Here is an 18,677-nt window from a genome sequence, read left to right as displayed (position 1 = left end):
GCCTGCGGCGTTCTCGGGGACGCGACGCGGTGGCCTCCGGCGGTGGCGGACGCGCCTGCGGCAAGGAGAGTGGTCTCGCACCTCCGGCGCGGCCATGCCCCCAGCAGGGGGGGACGCACCTCCCGGCGGGACTCCCACGAAACGGGGACTGCCTGCGGCGCCCCGGAAGACGACCGGCCCGGACGACGGACCGGCGACCGTAGCTCGGGGACGCCTCCGGCGGCAACGGGTCGCACCTGCCGGTGCGGCGATGCCTCCGGCGGGGGGACGCGCCTGCCGGCGGGACTCCACGAAACGGAGGTTGCCTGCGGCGCGGGATGCCTGCGGCGTTCTCGGGGACGCGACGCGGTGGCCTCCGGCGGTGGCGGACGCGCCTGCGGCGAGGAGAGTGGTTTCGCACCTCCGGCGCGGCCATGCCTCCGGCAGGGGGGACGCGGCCTCCCGGCGGGACTCCCACGAAACGGGGGCTGCCAGCGGCGCCCCGGGGAGACGACAAGCCCGGGCCGACGCGCGACAGCCGCGCCACGGGCGGCGCCTCCGGGGAGGGCCCGGAAGCCGCCTGCGGCACGAGGACCACACCAGCAGAGGCGGGCCCTCCGGGCTGGGGACGGGCACGCCGCACGGAGCTGCCCCTGAAAGGGGGACACACCCCCAGGCGAAGCAATGCCTCCGCCGCCTCGGGGCAACGGACACGGTCTGAGCCCCGCGCGCGACAGCCGCGCCACGGACGGGACGCCTCCGGCGAGGACGCGGAGGCCACCTGCGGCGCACCGGGAGGCGGCGGGGCGCAGGCCGGGCGGCCAACGGCCGGGGACGACTTCGGCAGAGGCGGTCACGCCTCGGGCGAGGGCGGCGCGTGCCGCACGGGGCTTCCCCCGGTAGGTCCATACGACTCCCGGCAGGGAAAGCTTGGACGCAGCGAAGCCGCCCCATCGGAGAGCACCTGGGGCGGCGGAAGCGACGGGCTCGGGCCGTTCGGCCAACGACCGCCCCCGGGCACGCCCGAGGCGCGGGGTTGCCTTCGGCCGGGGTGGGCGCCCCTCGGCGGGGGAGTGCGCCGCACGGCGCTTCCCCGGAAGGGAATGCCTGTGGCGCACCGGGGCGGGGACTGGCCGAAGCCCCCGGGCCGAACTGCCGTGCCACGGGCGGCACTTCGGGAGGCCGGGCCGAGCGCGCCTCCGGGCGGGGCAAGAGCGTGCCGCACGGGGCTTCCCGGGAAGCGGGTTACGCCTCTGCCGCGCCGTAAGACAACGGGGTGCTGACGGGACGGGGACTGGCCAAGCCCCGGGCGGGACTTCGGCAAGCCGGTTGGGGGTAACCCTCCGGGCAGGGGTGCGGGGTCACCCCGACCGCGCGGCGGGGCACAACCCGCGTGCCCGGCGAAAGCCCGCGAGCGGGCCGGTGGGCGGCGGCCGTTCCTCGGAAGGTGCCGCGGCACTCGGGCGGGCGATGGGGCGAGGCCGCCCGGCTACCTGCCGGCCAGGAGACGTCGGTGCCACGGCTGCGTCCGGGACAGGCCGACGCCCACCCGAAAGGTGCGGCCGCTCCCCCGGCGGGGCTCGGCTCGCGGAACGCGCGCTTCGCGCCCTCCCACCGCCGGAGGCCGAAGCTCCCGCCCACGGATGCCACGGAAGCCACGGATGCCTGCGAACACCCGCCAGCCGACCGGCCGTTCGACACGAGTGACGCGCCCGGCGCCGACCGGTCCCACCAGCCGACGACCCTCTCGGGCCCGAACACCCCGCGACAGCTGGCGCGGCTCCCGGCCGAAGGCACCGCCGGTGGCCAAACCCCCGCGCCGCGCGGCAAAGCCGCAGGCGCGAAGCGCCCACGCCCACGCCGGCCGTGAACGGTCCGCCGCACCACGCGGCCCCAACCCGCCGCCGCCCGGCCGGCGGGCCAGTCCCCGAACCCGGGCCGGGCAGGCCCCCGCGCCGCAGGGCCACCGATTCCGCCGATCGGCCGCGGTGCGAAGCCGCACCAGCGAAGCCCTCGCGCCTGCGCCGGCGCCCACCGCGAACAGCCGCCGTCGCCGACGCCCGGCCGCCGCAGGCGGCACGGCGGCCGGCGGGCCAGTCCCCCAACCCGGGCCGGGCAGGCCCTAGTCTCCGTACTTCGGCCCGTCCAGGGCCGGGTCCAGCGCCAGCCGGTAGCCGCGTTTGACCACCGTCTGGACCACGGCGGGGGCGCCCAGCGCCGTCCGCAACCGCGCCATGGCCGTCTCCACGGCGTGCTCGTCCCGCCCCGCGCCGGGGAGCGCGCGCAGCAGCTCGGCGCGCGGGACAACCCACCCGGGGCGGCGCGCCAGCGCGCGCAACAGCGCGATGCCCGCCGGCGGAACGGGCCGCAGCGCGCCGTCCAGCACCACCGCGCGCCCCCTGATCTCCAGCCGGTGGCCGGCCACCGGCAGGGTCTCGACCCGGGCCGGGAGTTCCGCGCAGAGCAGTTGCACCAGCGGGCCGAGCCGGAACCGTTCCGGCTGCCGCGTCGGCACGTCGTGCGCCTGGAGCGGCAGCGCGGTGACCGGGCCCACGCAGGCGGCCAGCACATGCCGCTTGAACGCGTCCAACAGCGGTTCCAGCAGCGCCCGTTCCTCCGCCCGCCGCAGGAACGAAGCGGCGGCCGGCGCCGAGGTGAACGTCACCGCGTCCACGCCCCTGACCAGCGCGGCGTCGATCAGCCGGTCGACGGGCGCGATGTCCGCCGGCGGCATCCAGCGGTAGACGGGCACCTCCACCACCTCGGCGCCGGCGGCGCGCAGCGCCTCCAGGAAGCCGGGCTGCGGCTCGCCGTGCAGCTGGAGGGCGAGCCGGCGCCCCTCGACACCCTGGTCGAGCAGCCGCTGCAACACCTCGGCCATCGACTCGGACGCCGGCGACCACCGTTCGGTCAGCCCGGCCGCCCGGATCGCGCCGCGCACCTTGGGGCCGCGCGCCAGCACCTCCGTGGTGGCGAGGGTGGCCAGCAGCGGCTCGCCGAGCCCCCAGCCTTCGGCGGCCTCCACCCAGCCCCGGAAGCCGATGGCCGTGGTCGCGACCACGATGTCCGGGGCGCGGCCGATCAACTCGCGGGTCGCGGCGAGCAGTTGGTCGTCGTCGGCGAGTGGGACGATGCGCAGCGCCGGGGCGTGCGTCACCTCGGCCCCGCGCCGGCGCAGCAGCGCGCCCAGCTCCTCGGCTCGGCGCGCGGCCGTCACCCCGACGGCGAAGCCGTCGAGGGGCCGGACGTCGGTTTCCTGGCGCTGCTCTTGCTGGGGCATGGGTCTGACCGTTCCACCCTGGTTGCTCGCTGACGTGCTGGCTGGCCGTCGTCGGCCCGGCGGCGCCGGGCCGGAACGCCGGACGGTTCGATGATGAAGCACCGGCCGCCGGCCGGCCGGCGTGACCGGGCCAACGACGGCCGCACGGCATCGGAGCCACACCGCCCCGGGCCGCGACGACCCCGCCGTCGCCCCGAGCGGGCCCGGCTGCCGCCGAGCCTGACAAGGCGGCGTGACGGGCCCGGTTCCGGTGCGTTTCCCCCGCGTTACGCCGGCTCGGGGCGATGCGACCGGTTCGTCGGCCCGGCGCCGCCGGGACAACGGCTAGACGCCGGTGTAGGCGGGCACCTCGCTGGGGCGACCGCCCGCGACGGTCGCGCCGCCGCCCACGCTCGCCGCCCGGCGCGCGCCGCGCAGGTATACGGCCCAGGTCACCACCGAGCACAGCCCGTAGAAGGCGAGGAACGAGACGAACGCGTTGACGCCCGACCCGGTGGCCAGGAAGGACTGCCGGAACGCGAGGTTGATGCCGAGGCCGCCGAGCGCCCCGACCGCGCCGATCAGCCCGATCGCCGCGCCCGACAGCCGCCGCCCGTAGGCCGCCGCCTCCTCGCCGCGCAGCCCCAGCGCCCTGGCCTTGGCCTGGTAGATGCCGGGGATCATCTTGTAGGTCGAGCCGTTGCCCACGCCGCTGAGCACGAAGAGCGCGATGAAGCCGACCAGGAAGACCGCCAGCGACTCGGCGCGCGAGGCCATGATCACCACCCCGGTCGCCGCCGCCATGCCCAGGAACGTGAACAGCGTGATCCGCGCCCCGCCGAACCGGTCGGCCCAGTGGCCGCCGAACGGCCGCACCAGCGAGCCCAGCAGCGGCCCGATGAAGGTGATCGACGCGGCCTGGAGCGGGGTGCGGTCGAACTGGTTCTGGAGGACCAGGCCGAACGCGAAGCTGTAGCCGATGAACGAGCCGAAGGTGCCTATGTAGAGGAACGACATGATCCAGGTGTGCGCGTCCCTGACCGACTCCCTGGCGGCGCCGGTGTCGTTGGTGACCGGCGCCAGGTTGTCCATGTACCGCCAGGCGAGCGCGGCGGCCACCACGATCAGCGGGGTGTAGACCGCCAGCAGCACCCGGGGGCTGCCGTCGCCGGCGGTGGCGATGACCAGCAGGCCGACCAGCTGCACCACCGGCACGCCGATGTTGCCGCCGCCCGCGTTCAGGCCCAGCGCCCAGCCCTTCTTCCGCAGCGGGAAGAACGCGTTGATGTTGGTCATCGAGGAGGCGAAGTTGCCGCCGCCGACCCCGGTCAGGACCGCCACCAGCAGGAACGTCGTATACGAGGTGCCGGGCTCCATCACGATCCACGCGGCGACCGTGGGCAGCAGCAGCATCGAGGCCGAGACCACCGTCCAGTTCCGGCCACCGAAGCGGGCCACGGCGAACGTGTAGGGCACCCGCACCACGGCGCCCACCAGGGTGGCCGTGGAGACCAGGAAGAACTTTCCGGCCGGGTCGATCCCGTACTCGTCGCCCATGAACAGCACCAGAACGGACCAGAACGACCAGATCGAGAAGCCGATGTGCTCGGAGAGCACGGAGTAGAGCAGGTTCCGACGGGCGACGGACTCTCCCGTGGTCCGCCAGAAGTGCTCGTCCTCCGGGTCCCACTCCTCGATCCAGCGCCCACCCCGACGGGCGGCCCGTGGTTTGACGTCTGACATGGCGCCTCCAGCGCGGTGCGATGGGTTACGGGTGGGACATGCGGGCGGGTGTGAGATGTCCGAGGCGGACCGTGAAGGACTCCCCCGAGTGAGGCCGAAGCTAACAACGCCCGGCTTCCGGCCTGTTGGCAGCAGGTGACACAGACGAAACCTCGGGCTCACCCGCCCCGCCCCGCCGGCGTGAGCCGTTCCCGGAACCGGGCCGCGCCCGGGGGCGCCGGGGAACGGCTGCCGGGCCGGCTCAGCCCGGGGCGCCCAGTTGCCCGGGCAGCGGCGACGGGCCCAGGTGGGTGCTCTTCGGCGGCATCCCGGCGCCGCTGGCCGCGCCCGCCCAGATCTGGTCCCAGGTCGGCGGCGGCAGGATCAGCCCCACCTCGTCGGGCGCCGGATAGTGGCTGGTGTAGCGGAGCGCCGGCGACAGCTGCTGGTCCTCGCAGAGCGCCGGGATCAGCACATGGTCGCTGATCGCGGCCGGCAGCTCGACCCACTCGACCGGCAGCGTCCGCAGCCGCCCGGCCAGCGCGGCCGGCGAGATCTCCGACAGGCCCCAGATGCGGCCCTGCCCGGTCAGCAGATAGGTGCCGGGGCGCGGCACGGGCCGCCGGGCCGGCGGAAGTTCACGCACCCGCGCGATCCGCTCGGCGGCGCGCACCGCCCGTTCCAGGTCGAGCCCCGGCACCACGCGGTGGGTCGCCGAGAGCGTCAACGGGTAGCGCCGGTGGTCCACGACCAGCGCCAGCAGCCGGTCCCCCACCGCGCCCGGGTGCGCGCGGCGCAGCCGGCGGGCGGCCTCAAGCCGGTGGTGCCCGTCGGCCAGCAGCATCGGCGGCAGCGCGGGCGGGTCGACCGTCCAGGACACGTCGCAGGCCCACAGGCGTTGCAAACCGCCGCCCGGCACGGGCAGCTCCTGGTCGACGGGCCGGCGCACGGTCTCCTCGATGCACGCGTGGAACGCGCCCAGGTCGGGCGCGGCCAGCAGCAGCGGCTCCACGCTGCCGCCGCGTTCCTTCAGCAGGCGGGCCTGGAACCTGACGGCCGTCTCCCCGACCTGCTGGTGACGCAGCACATGCCCGCTCTCCACCCCGTGCAGGCTCAACGCGCCCAGGACACCCCGCTGTTCGACCGAACCCACGCCGTCGATGCGCTCCAACACGTAATAGCTGGCGCGGCCGAGCGGTCGGGCGAGAACACCGTGGAAGGGGAGCAGCAGATCCGTGCGCGGCGCCGGGCTCTCCGGCGGGACCAGCGGACGGGACAGCTCAGGCAGCAGAGTGCTCCTCCTCGTTCGCGGACACGGGGACCACGACCGGTCGCAGGACGTCCTGCGCCTTTCTGAGCACGGCCTCCAGCTCCTGGGGCCCGTCCGTCACCGCCGTGACGCAGCCATGTCCGGCGACCCGGCTGGTGGTCTCCGGAACATGGCCGCCCAACGGAACGGAGATCTCGACATCCGTGACCCCGGGCAGCGCGAGCGCCTCCTCGATCCCCTCGACCGCGACCAACACGCCCGGCGGCAGCCGCAGTTGACGGACGCCGGCGTACCGTTCGCGGGTCCCTCCCGCCGGCCTGGGCAGGCCGAGCGCGGTGGCGATGGCCAGGGCGGCGAGGTCGGTGCCCCTGGCCAGCAGCAGCAGGTCGCTGATCGGGTCCTCGCCGGGGTGGGCGTGCGACTCGACGAGCCGGGGGCCGGCCGAGGTCAGGATCACCTCGGTCTGCGACGGTCCGCTGCGGTGGCCGGCGGTGTTGAGGGTGGCGACGACCAACTGGTGGATGGCCTCGGTGGTTTCCTCGTCCAGCTCCGCCGGCAGGTCGTACCCCGTCTCCCTGCTCTCCGGCGCGCCGGAGGTGTGTTTCCTGGACACCGCCAGGACGGTGTGCGCGCCGGCCAGGGAGTGGGCCTCCACGCTGAACTCGGGTCCCTCCAGGAACTCCTCGACGATGAGGGCCGGTTCCGGAGGCAGCCCGGCGGCCAGGAACGCCGCGTCCGCCACGTCACGCAGCAGATGGACGTCCTGGCCGCCGAAACCGGTGCGTGGCTTGGCCACGCACGGGAAGCCAACGCGCAGGGCGACGGCTTCCAGATGCGCGGCGCGGTCGCAGTGCTCGAACCGGACGGGGGCACCGGTGAGCTGGTTGACCTTGCCGCGCAGGGCCGCCTTGTCCGTGAGGTACGCGACGGCCGCATGGGGATTGCCAGGAAAACGCAGGGCCTCGTTCGCGCGGGCCGCCGCGAGGGCGCTCGCCTCGGCGAAGCCGAAGATGGAGATCCTGGCCGGGAAGTTGGCGAGGTGACCGATCGACATCATCAGCCGCGAGTGGTCCATCCACTGCACGGTCATGGCGTCGTCGGCGGCCTCGACCGCCTCCCGAACGCCGGGTTTCGAAAGGTCCGGTGCGAGGACCAGGGTGCTCGCACCAACCGCCCTGGCCGCCTCGACGGCCGAGCGGCGCGGGCTGAGCAACACCGCCAGGGGCTTCGGTGGTGTCGTCATGCCGCCCTCGCTGCTCACGCGAACCCTCCGAAAACCCGGATCAGGCCCAGATGTTCGTGACCTGGGCGGCCTGGGCGGAGGACTCGTCGGCGGAGCCCTGAGCGGCGGCTACTCCACCGGACACAGCCGCGACGACAAGGGCTGCGATAAGGCTGAGAGCAAACTTCTTCACGGGTTCCCTCTTCCGTGTCCACATAGACGAACATGAGTGGCATGCTGGCGCAATCATGCTCACGAGCATTCACGGAGAAGTCGATAGAGTCACTGTGGCATCATCTCGCCTGTCAAGTTGACGCCAAGGGGCTGGCCGACGTCGTTCGAGGAAGAAGAGCGTGCACGAATCCGGCGAAATAGACGCAGCGGCGACCCGAGTCTACCGGCTCCGCGTGATCCATCCCACAGATTCGGTGAGCCAGATCGCGACGCGCGCTGGATTGACCGAAGACGAGGTCACAACGGCCGAGGAACGACTCTTCACGCTCGGTCTGTTGCGTACTTCGCCCAGCGGCGGCCGGGTCGCCATCTCGCCGGAGAGCGCGGCCGACGCCCTGCTGGCCCCGCTCGAACAGGACATCCTGCAACGGCGCATCGCCATGGCCGCGACCAGGGCCCGGCTGCACGCGCTCTCCGGGGACTACCTGGAGGCCCGCTCGATGCGCTCGGCCAAGAGCAGCATCGAGGTGGTCGAGGGCATCGAGAACATCCGCGCCGTCATCGACGACCTCGCCCGCACCTGCACCGAGTCGCTGGACGCCCTGGTGCCCGGCGGCGGCCAGCCCGAGGGCGCCATCCGCGCGGCCACCCCGCTCGACCTGGAGACGCTGGAACGTGGTGTGAAGACGCGGATGCTCTTCCAGCACACCGCGCGCAAACACCGGGCCACCGTGGTCTACGCGGGCACCCTGATCGCCGCCGGCGCCCAGGTCCGCAGCGTCAGCGTCCTGCCGTCGAGAATGCTGATCTACGACGCCAGCTGCGCGGTGTTGCCCATCGACCCGCTGCACACGGCCGCCGGCGTGGCCCTCGTCCGGGCGCCGGCGGTGCTCAACTTCCTACAGCAACTCTTCGAGCACTACTGGGACCGGGCCATCGACTTCGCCGAGGAGGACCAGCGCTCCGGCAGCGAGCCGTCCGACGTGGAGCGCGACGTGTTGGTGCTGATGGCGGCGGGCAAGAAGGACGAGGCCATCGCCCACCAACTCGGCATGTCACCCCGGTCGGTGAGCAGGGTGGTGGCCCGGCTGATGGAACGCCTGGGCGCGGACAGCCGCTTCCAGGCCGGCGCGCGCGCCGCGCTCCAGGGCTGGCTGTCCTGACCCGTGTCCGGCCCCGTATCCGGCCCTGTGACAGTTCGAGCCACGGCCGGCACCGGAGACTCGGTTCAGCAGGAGTCGAGCAGGAGGAGACGACCGACCGCGATGATCGACCATGAGGCCGACGTACTGATCGAGCACGAGATCGACGCCACCACGGTGCGGATCTACCAGCTGCGGGTCACCCACCCCACCGACCACACCGCCGAGTTGGCCGAGCGCGCCGGGCTGACCGCCGACGAGGTGCGCCGCGCCGAGCGGCTGCTCTCCCGGCTGGGGCTGCTCCAGCCGACGCCGGGCGGCGGCTGGGTCGCGATCAACCCGGAGAACGCGGCCGAGAACCTCCTCGCCCCCCTGGAGGGCGACATCCTGCGGCAGCGGGTCGCGATGGCCGCGACCAGGGAGCGGCTGCACGCGCTCTCCGGGGACTACCTGGAGGCCCGCTCGATGCGCTCGGCCAAGAGCAGCATCGAGGCCGTGGAGGGCATCGAGAACATCCGCGCCGTCATCGACGACCTCGCCCGCACCTGCGTCAGATCGCTGGACGCGCTGGTGCCGGGCGGCGGGCAGAGCGAGGCGGCGCTGGCGGCCGCGGCACCGCTCGACATGGACCTCCTCAAGCGCGGGGTGCTGATCCGCTCGCTCTTCCAGCACGGCGCCCGCCGGCACCGGCCGACCGCGCGGCACGTGGAACGCATCACCGCCGCCGGGGCGATGGTCCGCACCACCGGCGTGCTCGCCTCCCGGATGCAGATCTACGACGACGAGGTGGTGGTGCTGCCGCTGGACCCGGGCCGCTCGGGCGCGGGCGTCGCGCTGGTCCGCGACCCGGCGGTGGTGGACTACGCCAGCCAGTTCTTCCAGCTCAGCTGGGAGGAGGCGCTGGACTTCGAGGGCCGGGGCGACCAGCCGACGGCGACGCCGGAGAAGGCCCCGATCGGCCAGGAGCGGGACGTGCTGCTGATGATGGCGGCCGGCCTGTCCAACGACGAGATCGCCGAACGGCTGGGCGTCTCCCAGCGGTCGGTGAGCCGCGTGGTGGCCAGCCTGATGACCCGGCTGAACGCGACCAACCGCTTCCAGGCCGGCGTCGAGGCCGCCACCCAGGGCTGGCTCACCACCTGAGGGCCGCGCCGGGACGCCCGGACGCCCCGTGACTCGGCGGCGGGTCAGCGTCCAGTCAGCGGCGGGTCAGGAAGTCGGCCGCCACCGGCCCCGCGTCCCGCCCGCCCGAGCCGCCGGCCTCCAACACCACGGCGAACGCCAGGTCCTCCTCGCCGAGATAGCCGATCATCCAGGCGTGGGTGGCGAGTTCGCCGTCCTCGTTCTCGAACTCGGCGGTGCCGGTCTTGGCGTGCGGCTCCCCCGGCACGTCGGCCAGGGCGGAGGCCGAGCCCTCGGTCACCGTGTCCCGCATCAGGCCCCGCAGCGCCGCCACCGTCTCCTCGGACAGCTCGGCGGACGCCTCGTGACGGCTCTCCACGGCCCCCGGCACCAGCACCGGCTGGTGGAACGCGCCGGCCGCCACCGTGCCCGCGACCGAGGCCATCACCAACGGGCTGGCCTGCACCTGGTGTTGGCCTATCAGCGACGCGGCCAGCTCGTTGTCCTCCGAGGTCGCCGGCACCGAGCCGTCGAAGGTGGCGGCCCCGACCTCCCAGGTGCCGCCGATGCCGAACGCCTCGGCCGTCCGCCCCAGCGAGTCGTGCTCGAAGCGGTCGAGGTTGCCTATGAAGGCCGTGTTGCACGAGGCGGTGAAGGCGTCGTGCAGGCTGGTGTCGTCGCCCAGCTCGAACTCGCCCTGGTTCTCGAAGCGTTGACCGTTGACCGTGACGTACTGCGGGCAGCCCAGCGCGTCGTCCACGCCGACCCCGCTCTCCAGCAGATGGGCCGCCGTGATCACCTTGAACGTGGAGCCCGGCGCCAACTGCCCCTCCAGGGAACGGGCGAAGCCGTCCGCCGGGGTGTCGGCGGCCGCCAGCACCTCGCCCGTGGAGGCGCGCAGCGCCACGATCGAACCGTCGCTGCCCGCCTCGGCGAGCGCCTCCTCGGCCGCCCGCTGAACGTCCGGGTCCAGCGTGGTGACCACGGGCGTCCCCGGCTCGCCCGCCCGCTCCTCCAGGGTGCGCACCGCCTCGCCCGACTCCCGGTCGGCGACGACGAGTTCGGCGCCGGGCGAGCCGGCCAGCTCCTCCTGGTACCGCGCCTGGAGGCCCGAGGCGCCCTCACCGCTCTCCGCGTCCACCGAGCCGACCACGGACCGCGCGGCCAGCGCCAACGTCCGCTCCTCCTCGGCGAACTGGAAGCCGGGAACGGCGACCAACTCCTCGGCGTGCTCGGCGTACACCTCGTCCCGCAGCGTTATCACCGGGACCGCCTGGTCGGGCTCGGCCTCGGCCACCCGCTCGGCCAGCGCCTCGACGTCCACGCCGGCGTCCAGCTCCTCCAACGCCTCCCAGGCCCGCTCCTCGTCGGTGAGCTGGGCCGGCCATATGCTCACCGACCACACCCGGGCCGGGCCGGCAACCGGGGACTCGTCCGCGCCCAGGATGCCGGCCCGCTCCGGCCAGGCGACCGTGTTCACCAGGGTCTGCCCCTCGGCCAACTCCGGGTGCAGCAGGGCCGACTCCCAGCGCAGCCGCCACTCGTCCCCCGAGCCGGGAACGGCGAGGGCCACGCTCTCCCAGGAGACCTCGCCCAGCCCGGCCAGCGCGAAGCGGGCGGTGAAGCCCACCGCCCGCGCGTCGTCCGGCGCGTCCTCGGGCCCGTCCACGGCGCCGGTCACCTCGAAGGACATCTCCTCCGGCTCGGTGTTGGCCACCACGGAGCCGAGCAGCGACTCGGCGGCCGCCGGATCGTCGGTGAGGCCCGCCGCGTCCGCCAACTCCCCGGCCGCCCAGGCGTCGAGGAAACGCTCGGTGACCGCGCGGGCCCGCTCCTCGCCCTTGTCGTCGCCTCCACCGCGCAGCAGCAGGACCGCCACCACCGCGAGCACCGTCACCAGCGCGGCGCCGCCGATGAGCGTGACGCGGTGCGTCCGCCAACTCCCGCGCCCCAGAGCGGGAGTCCCTGTCGATCCGCTGTTCGCCATGGCGCGACCTTACCGGCCCACACTGACAAAAGGCGGGCTTACGCTCTCAACCGTCCGACACCGGCCGCAACACGGCCGATCAACGCCGGTCAGCCGCGCGGGAGTTCACCACGGGGCGCCGGCGGGAGTGAACCGCGACACCGCGCCGACACAACCCCCGAACACGACGAAGCCCCGCCCCGGAAACCCGGGACGGGGCCGCTGCGCGCCGGCCGTGGCCGGCTGCGCGAGGGTGGAGATGGCGGGAATCGAACCCGCGTCCAACGAAGTGGAAGGAGGGCTTCTCCGAGCGCAGTCCGCTGCGATTTTCTCGGCCCCGGAGATCACGCGGACAAGTCTCCGACGGGCTCAGTCACTGTGTGATGTCCCGAACACCCCCGTGACCGGGGTGGGCGGTGAGTCCCCTAGCTGATGTCAGGACCCGGGGCGGGAACTAACCCGGGCTGACACCTCGCGGTCGCTGCTCAGGCAGCGAGGGCGAAGGAATCGCGCTTGGTATTGGCGATTATTTTTTTGCGACATATGGTTAACGAGATCATTGCCGCTTCCTCGGCTCGCTTCCCCTGCTTCGACGTTCGCTGTCGAAACCGATCATCCCCGTGTTGAGTTAACAAACGACCCGCCGTGAGCATTCCCCGGCGGCCCGTGCGTGTGCTCCGTCGTCGAGTATAGCGCGGGAGCGCCCGTGGCGCCCCGGGATTGTCGCCCGGGCCCGCGCCTCAGGCCCGCTGCCTGCGGCGGGCGGCCGACATGGCCCGCTCCGCCTCCCTGCGGTCCTGCTTCTCCCGCAGCGTGTGGCGCTTGTCGTACTCCCGCTTGCCCCTCGCCAGCGCTATCTCGACCTTGGCGCGGCCGTTCACGAAGTACAACTGGAGCGGAACGAGCGTGAGCCCGCTCTCCTGGAGCTTGCCGATCAGCTTGTCGATCTCCGAGCGATGCAGCAGCAGCTTGCGCTTGCGCCGAGCGCTGTGGTTGGTCCAGGTGCCCTGCGCGTACTCCGGGATGTGCACATTGTGGAGATACGCCTCGGCACCGTCGATCTGGCCGAATCCGTCGACCAGCGAGGCCCGGCCGGCGCGCAGCGACTTGACCTCGGTGCCCGTCAGCACCAGCCCACACTCATAGGTATCCAGAATGTGGTAGTCGTGCCGGGCACGCTTGTTCTGCGCGATGAGTTTGCGTCCCTTTTCCTTAGCCATGGCCAGCCAAGTCTACCCGTGGGCCGGCGGTCAGGCCCCGCCGGAGAGCCCGTCCAGGACGGTCCTCGCCTTGGCCTCCGCATCCGCGCCCGGGTCCACCACCAGGTCGGGCACGATGCCGTCCTGGTCGACGGTCCGGCCCGACGGGGTCACATAGTGCCCGACGGTCAGCTCGGCGACCGAGCCGTCCGGCTGCTCGCTCGGCATCTGCACGGTGCCCTTGCCGAACGTCCGGTGACCGACAATGACCGCCCGGTTACGGTCCTGGAGGGCCCCGGTAAACATCTCGGCCGAACTCATGGTGCCGCCGTCCACCAGCACCACCAGCGGGGTGTCGGTGTCCCCGCCGCGCGCCGCGTGCAGGGCGCGCTCCTCGCCGTGCACGTCGTAGGTGGCGACCAGCCCGCCGTCCAGGAAGACGGAGGCGGAGTCCGCGGCCTCGGTGAGCAGCCCGCCCGCGTTGCCCCGCAGGTCGAGCACGATGCCGTGGTCGGCGGGGACCTCGGCCACCGCCTCCCGCAGCAGCTGGGCCGAGCCCCGGGTGAACGAGTCCACCTCGATGTGGGTGACCCCGTCCCCGCTCTCGGTGACGACGACGCTGCGCACGGTGAGGCGGGCGCGTTCCACCGACAACTCCCAGCGGCGGCCGTCCCGTTCCATGCCAAGCGAGACGGTGCTGCCAGGCCCCGCCTGCTCGGGGCGGTCGCTGCCGCGCAGCCGGCTGACCACGTCGGTGACCGGCCCGCCGGCCAGCGGGACCCCGTCGATGGCGCGGATCTCGTCGCCCGGCTCGATCCCGGCGCGCTCGGCGGGGCTGTCGGCGTGGACCTCGCTGACCTCGATCCGGCCGTCGGCGGTGCGCAACACCGCTATCCCGGTGCCGACATACTCGCCGTCGAGCCCCCGGCGCAGCCGCTCGTACTCCTCGGCCGTGTAGGCCGCCGACCAGCGGTCGCCGCTGCGGCTGACCAGTCTTCTGGCGTCGTCGATCGTCCCCGATGCGGGGCCCCGTGCCTCCTCGCCGCCGAACCCGGCGCCCGAGCCGGAGGCGAGCACCGTGCTCTCCGAGCCGTCGGCCCCCTCGGGCCACGAGCCGGTCGCGGCCCCGGTCACCAACACCCCGGTGAAGACACATGCCAGGGCCGCACCGCGCCGGACGCTCCGGGACGAACCACGGTGAGACGGACGTGACATGGTGCGGAGTGTAGGACATCCCCGGCGGGCGCACGGTAGTTGACAGCCCGTCCAGCATCGGGGATTCATCACACCCGATTCACACCTTCAGGTACTTGTACAAAGCGAAGAATGCTGCAAGGGCCGGCATCGCGATGCCCGTCACCAGCACATAGGGCAGCACCGAGAGAACGGCGTCCCAGCCGACGAAGTCGATCACCGGAATCCGCTCGGCGAGGAAGCTGTCGATCCCCAGATACACCCCGAGCAGCAGCAGACAGGCGAAGACCGCGCCCAACAGGCCGGCGATCGTGGCCTCCAGGATGAACGGCAGCTGGATGTAGAAGCTGGAGGCGCCGACCAGCCGCATGATCCCGGTCTCCCGGCGGCGGCTGAAGGCGGAGACCCGCACGGTGTTGACGATCAACAACACCGCCACCACCAGCATCAGCATCATCAGGCCCACGGCCGCGATGTTCACGCCGTTCAACAGGTTGAACAGGTTCTCCAGCAGGGACCGTTGGTCGGTCACCGACTGGACGCCCTCCCGGCCGGCGAAGGCCGACGAGATCACCTCGTACTTGGTGGGGTCGGTCAGCTTGACCCGCAGCGACTCCTGCATCTGCTCCGGGGTCACCACCGAGGCGAACGGCGAGTCCCGCTGCTGCTCCTGGTAGTGCTCGTACGCCTCCTCGGCGGTCTCGTGGTAGACCTCCTGGACCAGCGCGAGTTCCCGCAGCTCGGCCTCGATCTCGTCCCGCTGCTCCTCCGTGGCCGGGCCACGGGAACAGGCGGGGTCGGTCTCGGCGTCGATCTCGTTGCAGAGGAAGATCGACACCTCGACCCGGTCGTACCAGTAGTCCTCCATGCTGTTGACCTGCTTGCGGGCCAGCAGCGCGCCGCCCAGCAGGGCCAGGGAGAGGGCGACCGAGACGATCACCGCGAATGTCATGGTGAGGTTCCGCCGGAGACCGACCCCGATCTCCGAGAGGACGAAGTGGGCGCGCATGGCGTCCTTTCCGTGGTCGAGTCAGTGCTGGTAGCCGTAGACACCGCGGGTCTGGTCACGCACCAACCGACCGCGTTCGAGTTCGATCACACGCTTACGCATCTGGTCCACGATCTGAGCGTCGTGGGTCGCCATGACCACGGTGGTGCCCGTGCGGTTGATGCGGTCCAGCAGCTTCATGATGCCAACCGAGGTCTGCGGGTCCAGGTTTCCCGTGGGCTCGTCCGCGATCAGCAGCAGCGGGCGGTTGACGAACGCCCGGGCGATGGCGACGCGTTGCTGCTCACCGCCGGACAACTCGCCCGGCATCCGGTCGTCCTTGCCGCCGAGCCCCACCAGGTCCAGCACCTCCGGCACCGTCTTGCGGATCTGACCGCGCGGCTTGCCGATCACCTCGAGGGCGAACGCGACGTTCTCCCCCACCGTCTTGTTGGGCAGCAGCCGGAAGTCCTGGAAGACGGTGCCGAGTTGCCTGCGCACCTGCGGCACCTTCCAGTTGGAGAGCCGGCCGAGGTCCTTGCCGAGCACGTGCACGGTGCCCTCGCTGGCGCGCTCCTCCCGCAACAGCAGCCGCAGGAACGTGGACTTGCCCGAGCCCGACGAGCCCACCAGGAAGACGAACTCGCCACGTTCGACCTCCAGCGAGACGCCGCTGAGGGCCGGCGCCTGCTGCCGGGGATAAGTCTTGGAGACGTTGTCGAATCGAATCACGGTTACACCAAGTCGGGACTGGGTACGGACAAGGGGTTCTCCCTTGCTGGGCAGACCCTACGCGAAGCGCCGCGCGGCGCGCAGTCCCGGCGGCCGCGCCACCACCCCTCTTGCCCCCTCTTGCGGGGGTTGTCCCCCGGGGGCCGACCCCGCGCCCCGCGTCCGCTCGTCTGCGGATCGGCCCGGGGCCTGGCACAGTGGAGGGGAGGGGGAACGAGAGGAGACGATCACATGACCGCCGACTGGCTGGTGTGTGCCAACTGCGCGGGGCGGGTGAGCGAGGGGCGGTGCGCGGTGTGCCGCGCCGAGCTGGCGCGGCTGCGCCAGGAACGCGGCCCCTGGGCCGTGCTGGGCACCCCCGGCGCGCTGATCGCCATCCTGCTGGGGCTGGCCGCCGTGGCGCTGCTGGTGGCCCGCCCGGCCTGAGCCCCGGGCCCGGCGACGCGACCACGACCACGACGAGCGCCGGGCCCGGAACGACTGAGCGTTCCGGGCCCGTTGCCCTGTGTCAGGATCGGCTACCGCGCCATCAGGCGGGGGCGCCGCCCTTGTTGATCAGGCGGGGCAGGTAGCGGAAGCCCACACCACCGGCGATCATGGTGGCGGCACCGATGATCAGCAGGGTCTCGTTGGTCGAGGAACCGGTCTCGGCCAGCTCCTCCTGGGGCTCCTCGGGGACCTCGGCATCGGTCAGGTCCTCGGTGGGAGTGTCCTGCTCGATGGGGCTGCTGCCACCCTCGGTGTCGGGCTCCAGACCGCCGTCGCCACCCTCGTTGACGCCCTGCGGGCCGCCCTCGGAAGTGGCGCCCTGGTCGCCGCCGTCGGACTCGTTGCCATCGGACTCGTTACCGTCCGACTCGTTGCCGTCCGACTCACCGCCGTCGGACTCGTTGCCGTCCGACTCGTTGCCGTCCGACTCGTTGCCATCGGACTCGTTGCCGTCCGACTCGTTACCGTCCGACTCGTTACCGTCCGACTCGTTACCGTCCGACTCACCGCCGTCGGACTCGTTGCCGTCCGACTCGTTACCGTCGGACTCGTTGCCATCCGACTCGTTACCGTCGGACTCGCCCTCGTTGGTGCCCTCGTCGTCACCCTCCGAGGAGCCCTCGGTGATGCCGATGATGCCGCCATCGCTCCCCTCGATGACGCCCACGATGCTCGCGTCCTGCGTCGAAGGCTGGGCTGGCTTGGCCGAGCTGTTGCTCGCCGACGCGGTGCCGACGACGGCGAGCGAAGCGCCCGCCGCGAAGACGGCGGCTGCGGCGATACGCGCCACGTTGGCCCGTGTCTTGGGACTGGCCATCTATCCACTACCCCCTGTAGCTATTTGGTGTGTGACGGTGTCCGTCACAGTGTCCCGTGAATGGGGCAGCCTCACGCAAGGGCAGCGGAACTGCGTGGGGTTCGCCTTCGTTCTCACGCGCCCCTTGCGCAACTCGCACCCACGGATCACAGGCGTGCCAAGTGAACAGCCTTCCCTCTGAACGCATCCCCGTCAAGCAGGATGTCCGGTAAGTGCCTTACCGAGGGGAAGAGTTGTGTGAAGGTTACTTCTCGTGCTGTTTACGCCAACGGATTCCGGCTTCCAGGAAGTCGTCGATATCCCCGTCCAACACGCCCTGCGGGTTTCCGACTTCGTGTTCGGTACGCAGGTCCTTGACCATCTGGTACGGCTGGAGAACGTAACTGCGCATCTGGTTGCCCCAGGAGTTCCCTCCGTCGCCCTTGAGGGCGTCCATCTTGGCCTGCTCGGCGGCCCGTTGGTGGGCCAGCAGGCGTGACTGGAGGACGCGCATCGCGGCGGCGCGGTTCTGGATCTGGGACTTCTCGTTCTGACAGGAGACGACGATCCCGGTCGGCAGGTGCGTGATCCGCACCGCCGAGTCGGTGGTGTTGACCGACTGGCCGCCGGGCCCCGAGGAGCGGAAGACGTCCACCCGGATCTCGTTCTCCGGGACCTCGATGTGGTCGGTCTGCTCCACCACGGGCAGCACCTCGACGCCGGCGAACGAGGTCTGGCGGCGGCCCTGGTTGTCGAACGGGGAGATCCGCACCATCCGGTGGGTGCCCTGCTCGACGGAGAGCGTGCCGTAGGCGTAGGGGGCCTTGACCGTGAAGGTGGTGGACTTGATGCCCGCCTCCTCCGCGTAGGAGGTGTCGAGGATCTCCGTCGGGTAGCCCTTGCGCTCCGCCCAGCGCAGATACATCCGCTGGAGCTGTTCGGCGAAGTCCGCCGCGTCGACGCCGCCGGCCTCGGCGCGGATGCTGATCATCGCCTCGCGCGGGTCGTACTCGCCGGAGAGCAGGGTGCGCACCTCCAGCTCGTCGACGGACTTGCGCACCGAGGCCAGCTCGGCCTCGGCCTCGCGGCGGGCGTCCGCGTCGCTCTCGGCCTCGGCCAGCTCGAAGAGGATCTCCAGGTCCTCGATCCGGCCGTGCAGCTCCTCGACCTTGCGCAGCTGGCCCTGGAGCAGCGACAGCCGACTGGTCACCTGCTGGGCGCTCTCCGGGTCGTCCCACAGCGTGGGAGCCGCCGCCTGCTCTTCGAGCTGGGCGATGTCGGCCCGCATCTTGTCGAGGTCGATCACGGCCTCGATGGACTCCATGGTGGAGGCGAGGGACTTGAGCGCTTCGGAAACATCGACGACTGCCACCCCCCCAGCGTAACCGTTGACGTCCGGGGCGCAGGCGGGCCGGCGGCGGTG

Annotated in this window: 14 protein-coding genes and 1 other RNA gene; 3 read left to right on the top strand and 12 right to left on the bottom strand. The window is 72.3% G+C overall.

The window, feature by feature from the left end; all coding sequences use genetic code 11:
- Nucleotides 1-2,101: 2,101 nt before the first annotated feature.
- From FH609_RS26820 to FH609_RS26805, 4 genes are all read right to left on the bottom strand, one after another.
- Entirely contained in the window at nt 2,102-3,259 is a 1,158-nt protein-coding gene (locus FH609_RS26820; RefSeq protein ID WP_139673176.1) for a uroporphyrinogen-III synthase, read from the bottom strand.
- A gap of 324 nt (nt 3,260-3,583) precedes the next feature.
- Complete coding sequence (locus FH609_RS26815; RefSeq protein ID WP_139673179.1) at nt 3,584-4,981, bottom strand: nitrate/nitrite transporter; 1,398 nt, start codon at nt 4,979-4,981, stop codon at nt 3,584-3,586.
- 241 nt (nt 4,982-5,222) lie between these two features.
- Nucleotides 5,223-6,188, bottom strand: a complete 966-nt coding sequence (locus FH609_RS26810; RefSeq protein WP_264372788.1) for a DUF1015 domain-containing protein — start codon at nt 6,186-6,188, stop codon at nt 5,223-5,225.
- A 52-nt stretch (nt 6,189-6,240) separates the two neighbouring features.
- On the bottom strand, nt 6,241-7,473 hold the full coding sequence (locus FH609_RS26805) for an ATP-grasp domain-containing protein (protein WP_139673186.1): 1,233 nt from the start codon (nt 7,471-7,473) through the stop codon (nt 6,241-6,243).
- Nucleotides 7,474-7,961: 488 nt separating this feature from the next.
- On the opposite strand from FH609_RS26805, the gene FH609_RS26800 reads away from it, so the two are divergent.
- Complete coding sequence (locus FH609_RS26800; protein WP_226961974.1) at nt 7,962-8,789, top strand: helix-turn-helix domain-containing protein; 828 nt, start codon at nt 7,962-7,964, stop codon at nt 8,787-8,789.
- A gap of 102 nt (nt 8,790-8,891) precedes the next feature.
- Nucleotides 8,892-9,911 (top strand): helix-turn-helix transcriptional regulator, encoded by a 1,020-nt coding sequence (locus FH609_RS26795; protein ID WP_139673189.1) that lies wholly within the window; start codon nt 8,892-8,894, stop codon nt 9,909-9,911.
- A gap of 55 nt (nt 9,912-9,966) precedes the next feature.
- Here the strand turns inward: FH609_RS26795 and FH609_RS26790 are convergent, their stop codons facing one another.
- From FH609_RS26790 to ftsE, 6 genes are all read right to left on the bottom strand, one after another.
- Nucleotides 9,967-11,877 carry a penicillin-binding transpeptidase domain-containing protein gene (locus FH609_RS26790; protein ID WP_139673192.1) on the bottom strand — a complete coding sequence of 637 codons (1,911 nt, stop codon included), beginning with the start codon at nt 11,875-11,877 and terminating at the stop codon, nt 9,967-9,969.
- Nucleotides 11,878-12,107: 230 nt separating this feature from the next.
- Nucleotides 12,108-12,476, bottom strand: a transfer-messenger RNA (tmRNA) gene (ssrA, locus tag FH609_RS26785).
- Between the two features lie 120 nt (nt 12,477-12,596).
- Nucleotides 12,597-13,076, bottom strand: coding sequence for an SsrA-binding protein SmpB (gene smpB / locus FH609_RS26780; protein ID WP_122184160.1), 480 nt, complete (start codon nt 13,074-13,076; stop codon nt 12,597-12,599).
- A gap of 30 nt (nt 13,077-13,106) precedes the next feature.
- Nucleotides 13,107-14,270, bottom strand: coding sequence for a S41 family peptidase (locus FH609_RS26775; RefSeq protein ID WP_139673195.1), 1,164 nt, complete (start codon nt 14,268-14,270; stop codon nt 13,107-13,109).
- A gap of 79 nt (nt 14,271-14,349) precedes the next feature.
- Nucleotides 14,350-15,258, bottom strand: coding sequence for a permease-like cell division protein FtsX (gene ftsX / locus FH609_RS26770; RefSeq protein ID WP_139673198.1), 909 nt, complete (start codon nt 15,256-15,258; stop codon nt 14,350-14,352).
- 21 nt (nt 15,259-15,279) lie between these two features.
- Nucleotides 15,280-15,969 (bottom strand): cell division ATP-binding protein FtsE, encoded by a 690-nt coding sequence (ftsE, locus tag FH609_RS26765; protein ID WP_139673201.1) that lies wholly within the window; start codon nt 15,967-15,969, stop codon nt 15,280-15,282.
- Between the two features lie 231 nt (nt 15,970-16,200).
- Here ftsE and FH609_RS26760 point away from each other — a divergent pair, with 231 nt between their 5' ends.
- Nucleotides 16,201-16,395 (top strand): hypothetical protein, encoded by a 195-nt coding sequence (locus FH609_RS26760; protein WP_139673204.1) that lies wholly within the window; start codon nt 16,201-16,203, stop codon nt 16,393-16,395.
- A gap of 103 nt (nt 16,396-16,498) precedes the next feature.
- On the opposite strand, the gene FH609_RS26755 is transcribed toward FH609_RS26760, so the two are convergent.
- Together FH609_RS26755 and prfB are read right to left on the bottom strand one after the other, a co-directional pair.
- Nucleotides 16,499-17,275 carry an LPXTG cell wall anchor domain-containing protein gene (locus FH609_RS26755; RefSeq protein WP_139673207.1) on the bottom strand — a complete coding sequence of 259 codons (777 nt, stop codon included), beginning with the start codon at nt 17,273-17,275 and terminating at the stop codon, nt 16,499-16,501.
- A 244-nt stretch (nt 17,276-17,519) separates the two neighbouring features.
- Nucleotides 17,520-18,626 (bottom strand): peptide chain release factor 2, encoded by a 1,107-nt coding sequence (prfB, locus tag FH609_RS26750; protein ID WP_139673210.1) that lies wholly within the window; start codon nt 18,624-18,626, stop codon nt 17,520-17,522.
- Between the last annotated feature and the right edge of the window lie 51 nt (nt 18,627-18,677).

The sequence above is a fragment of the Streptomyces sp. 3MP-14 genome, assembly GCF_006334905.2.
Taxonomy (GTDB): Bacteria; Actinomycetota; Actinomycetes; order Streptomycetales; family Streptomycetaceae; genus Streptomyces; species Streptomyces triticirhizae.
This window is presented reverse-complemented; position numbering and strand designations above follow the sequence as displayed.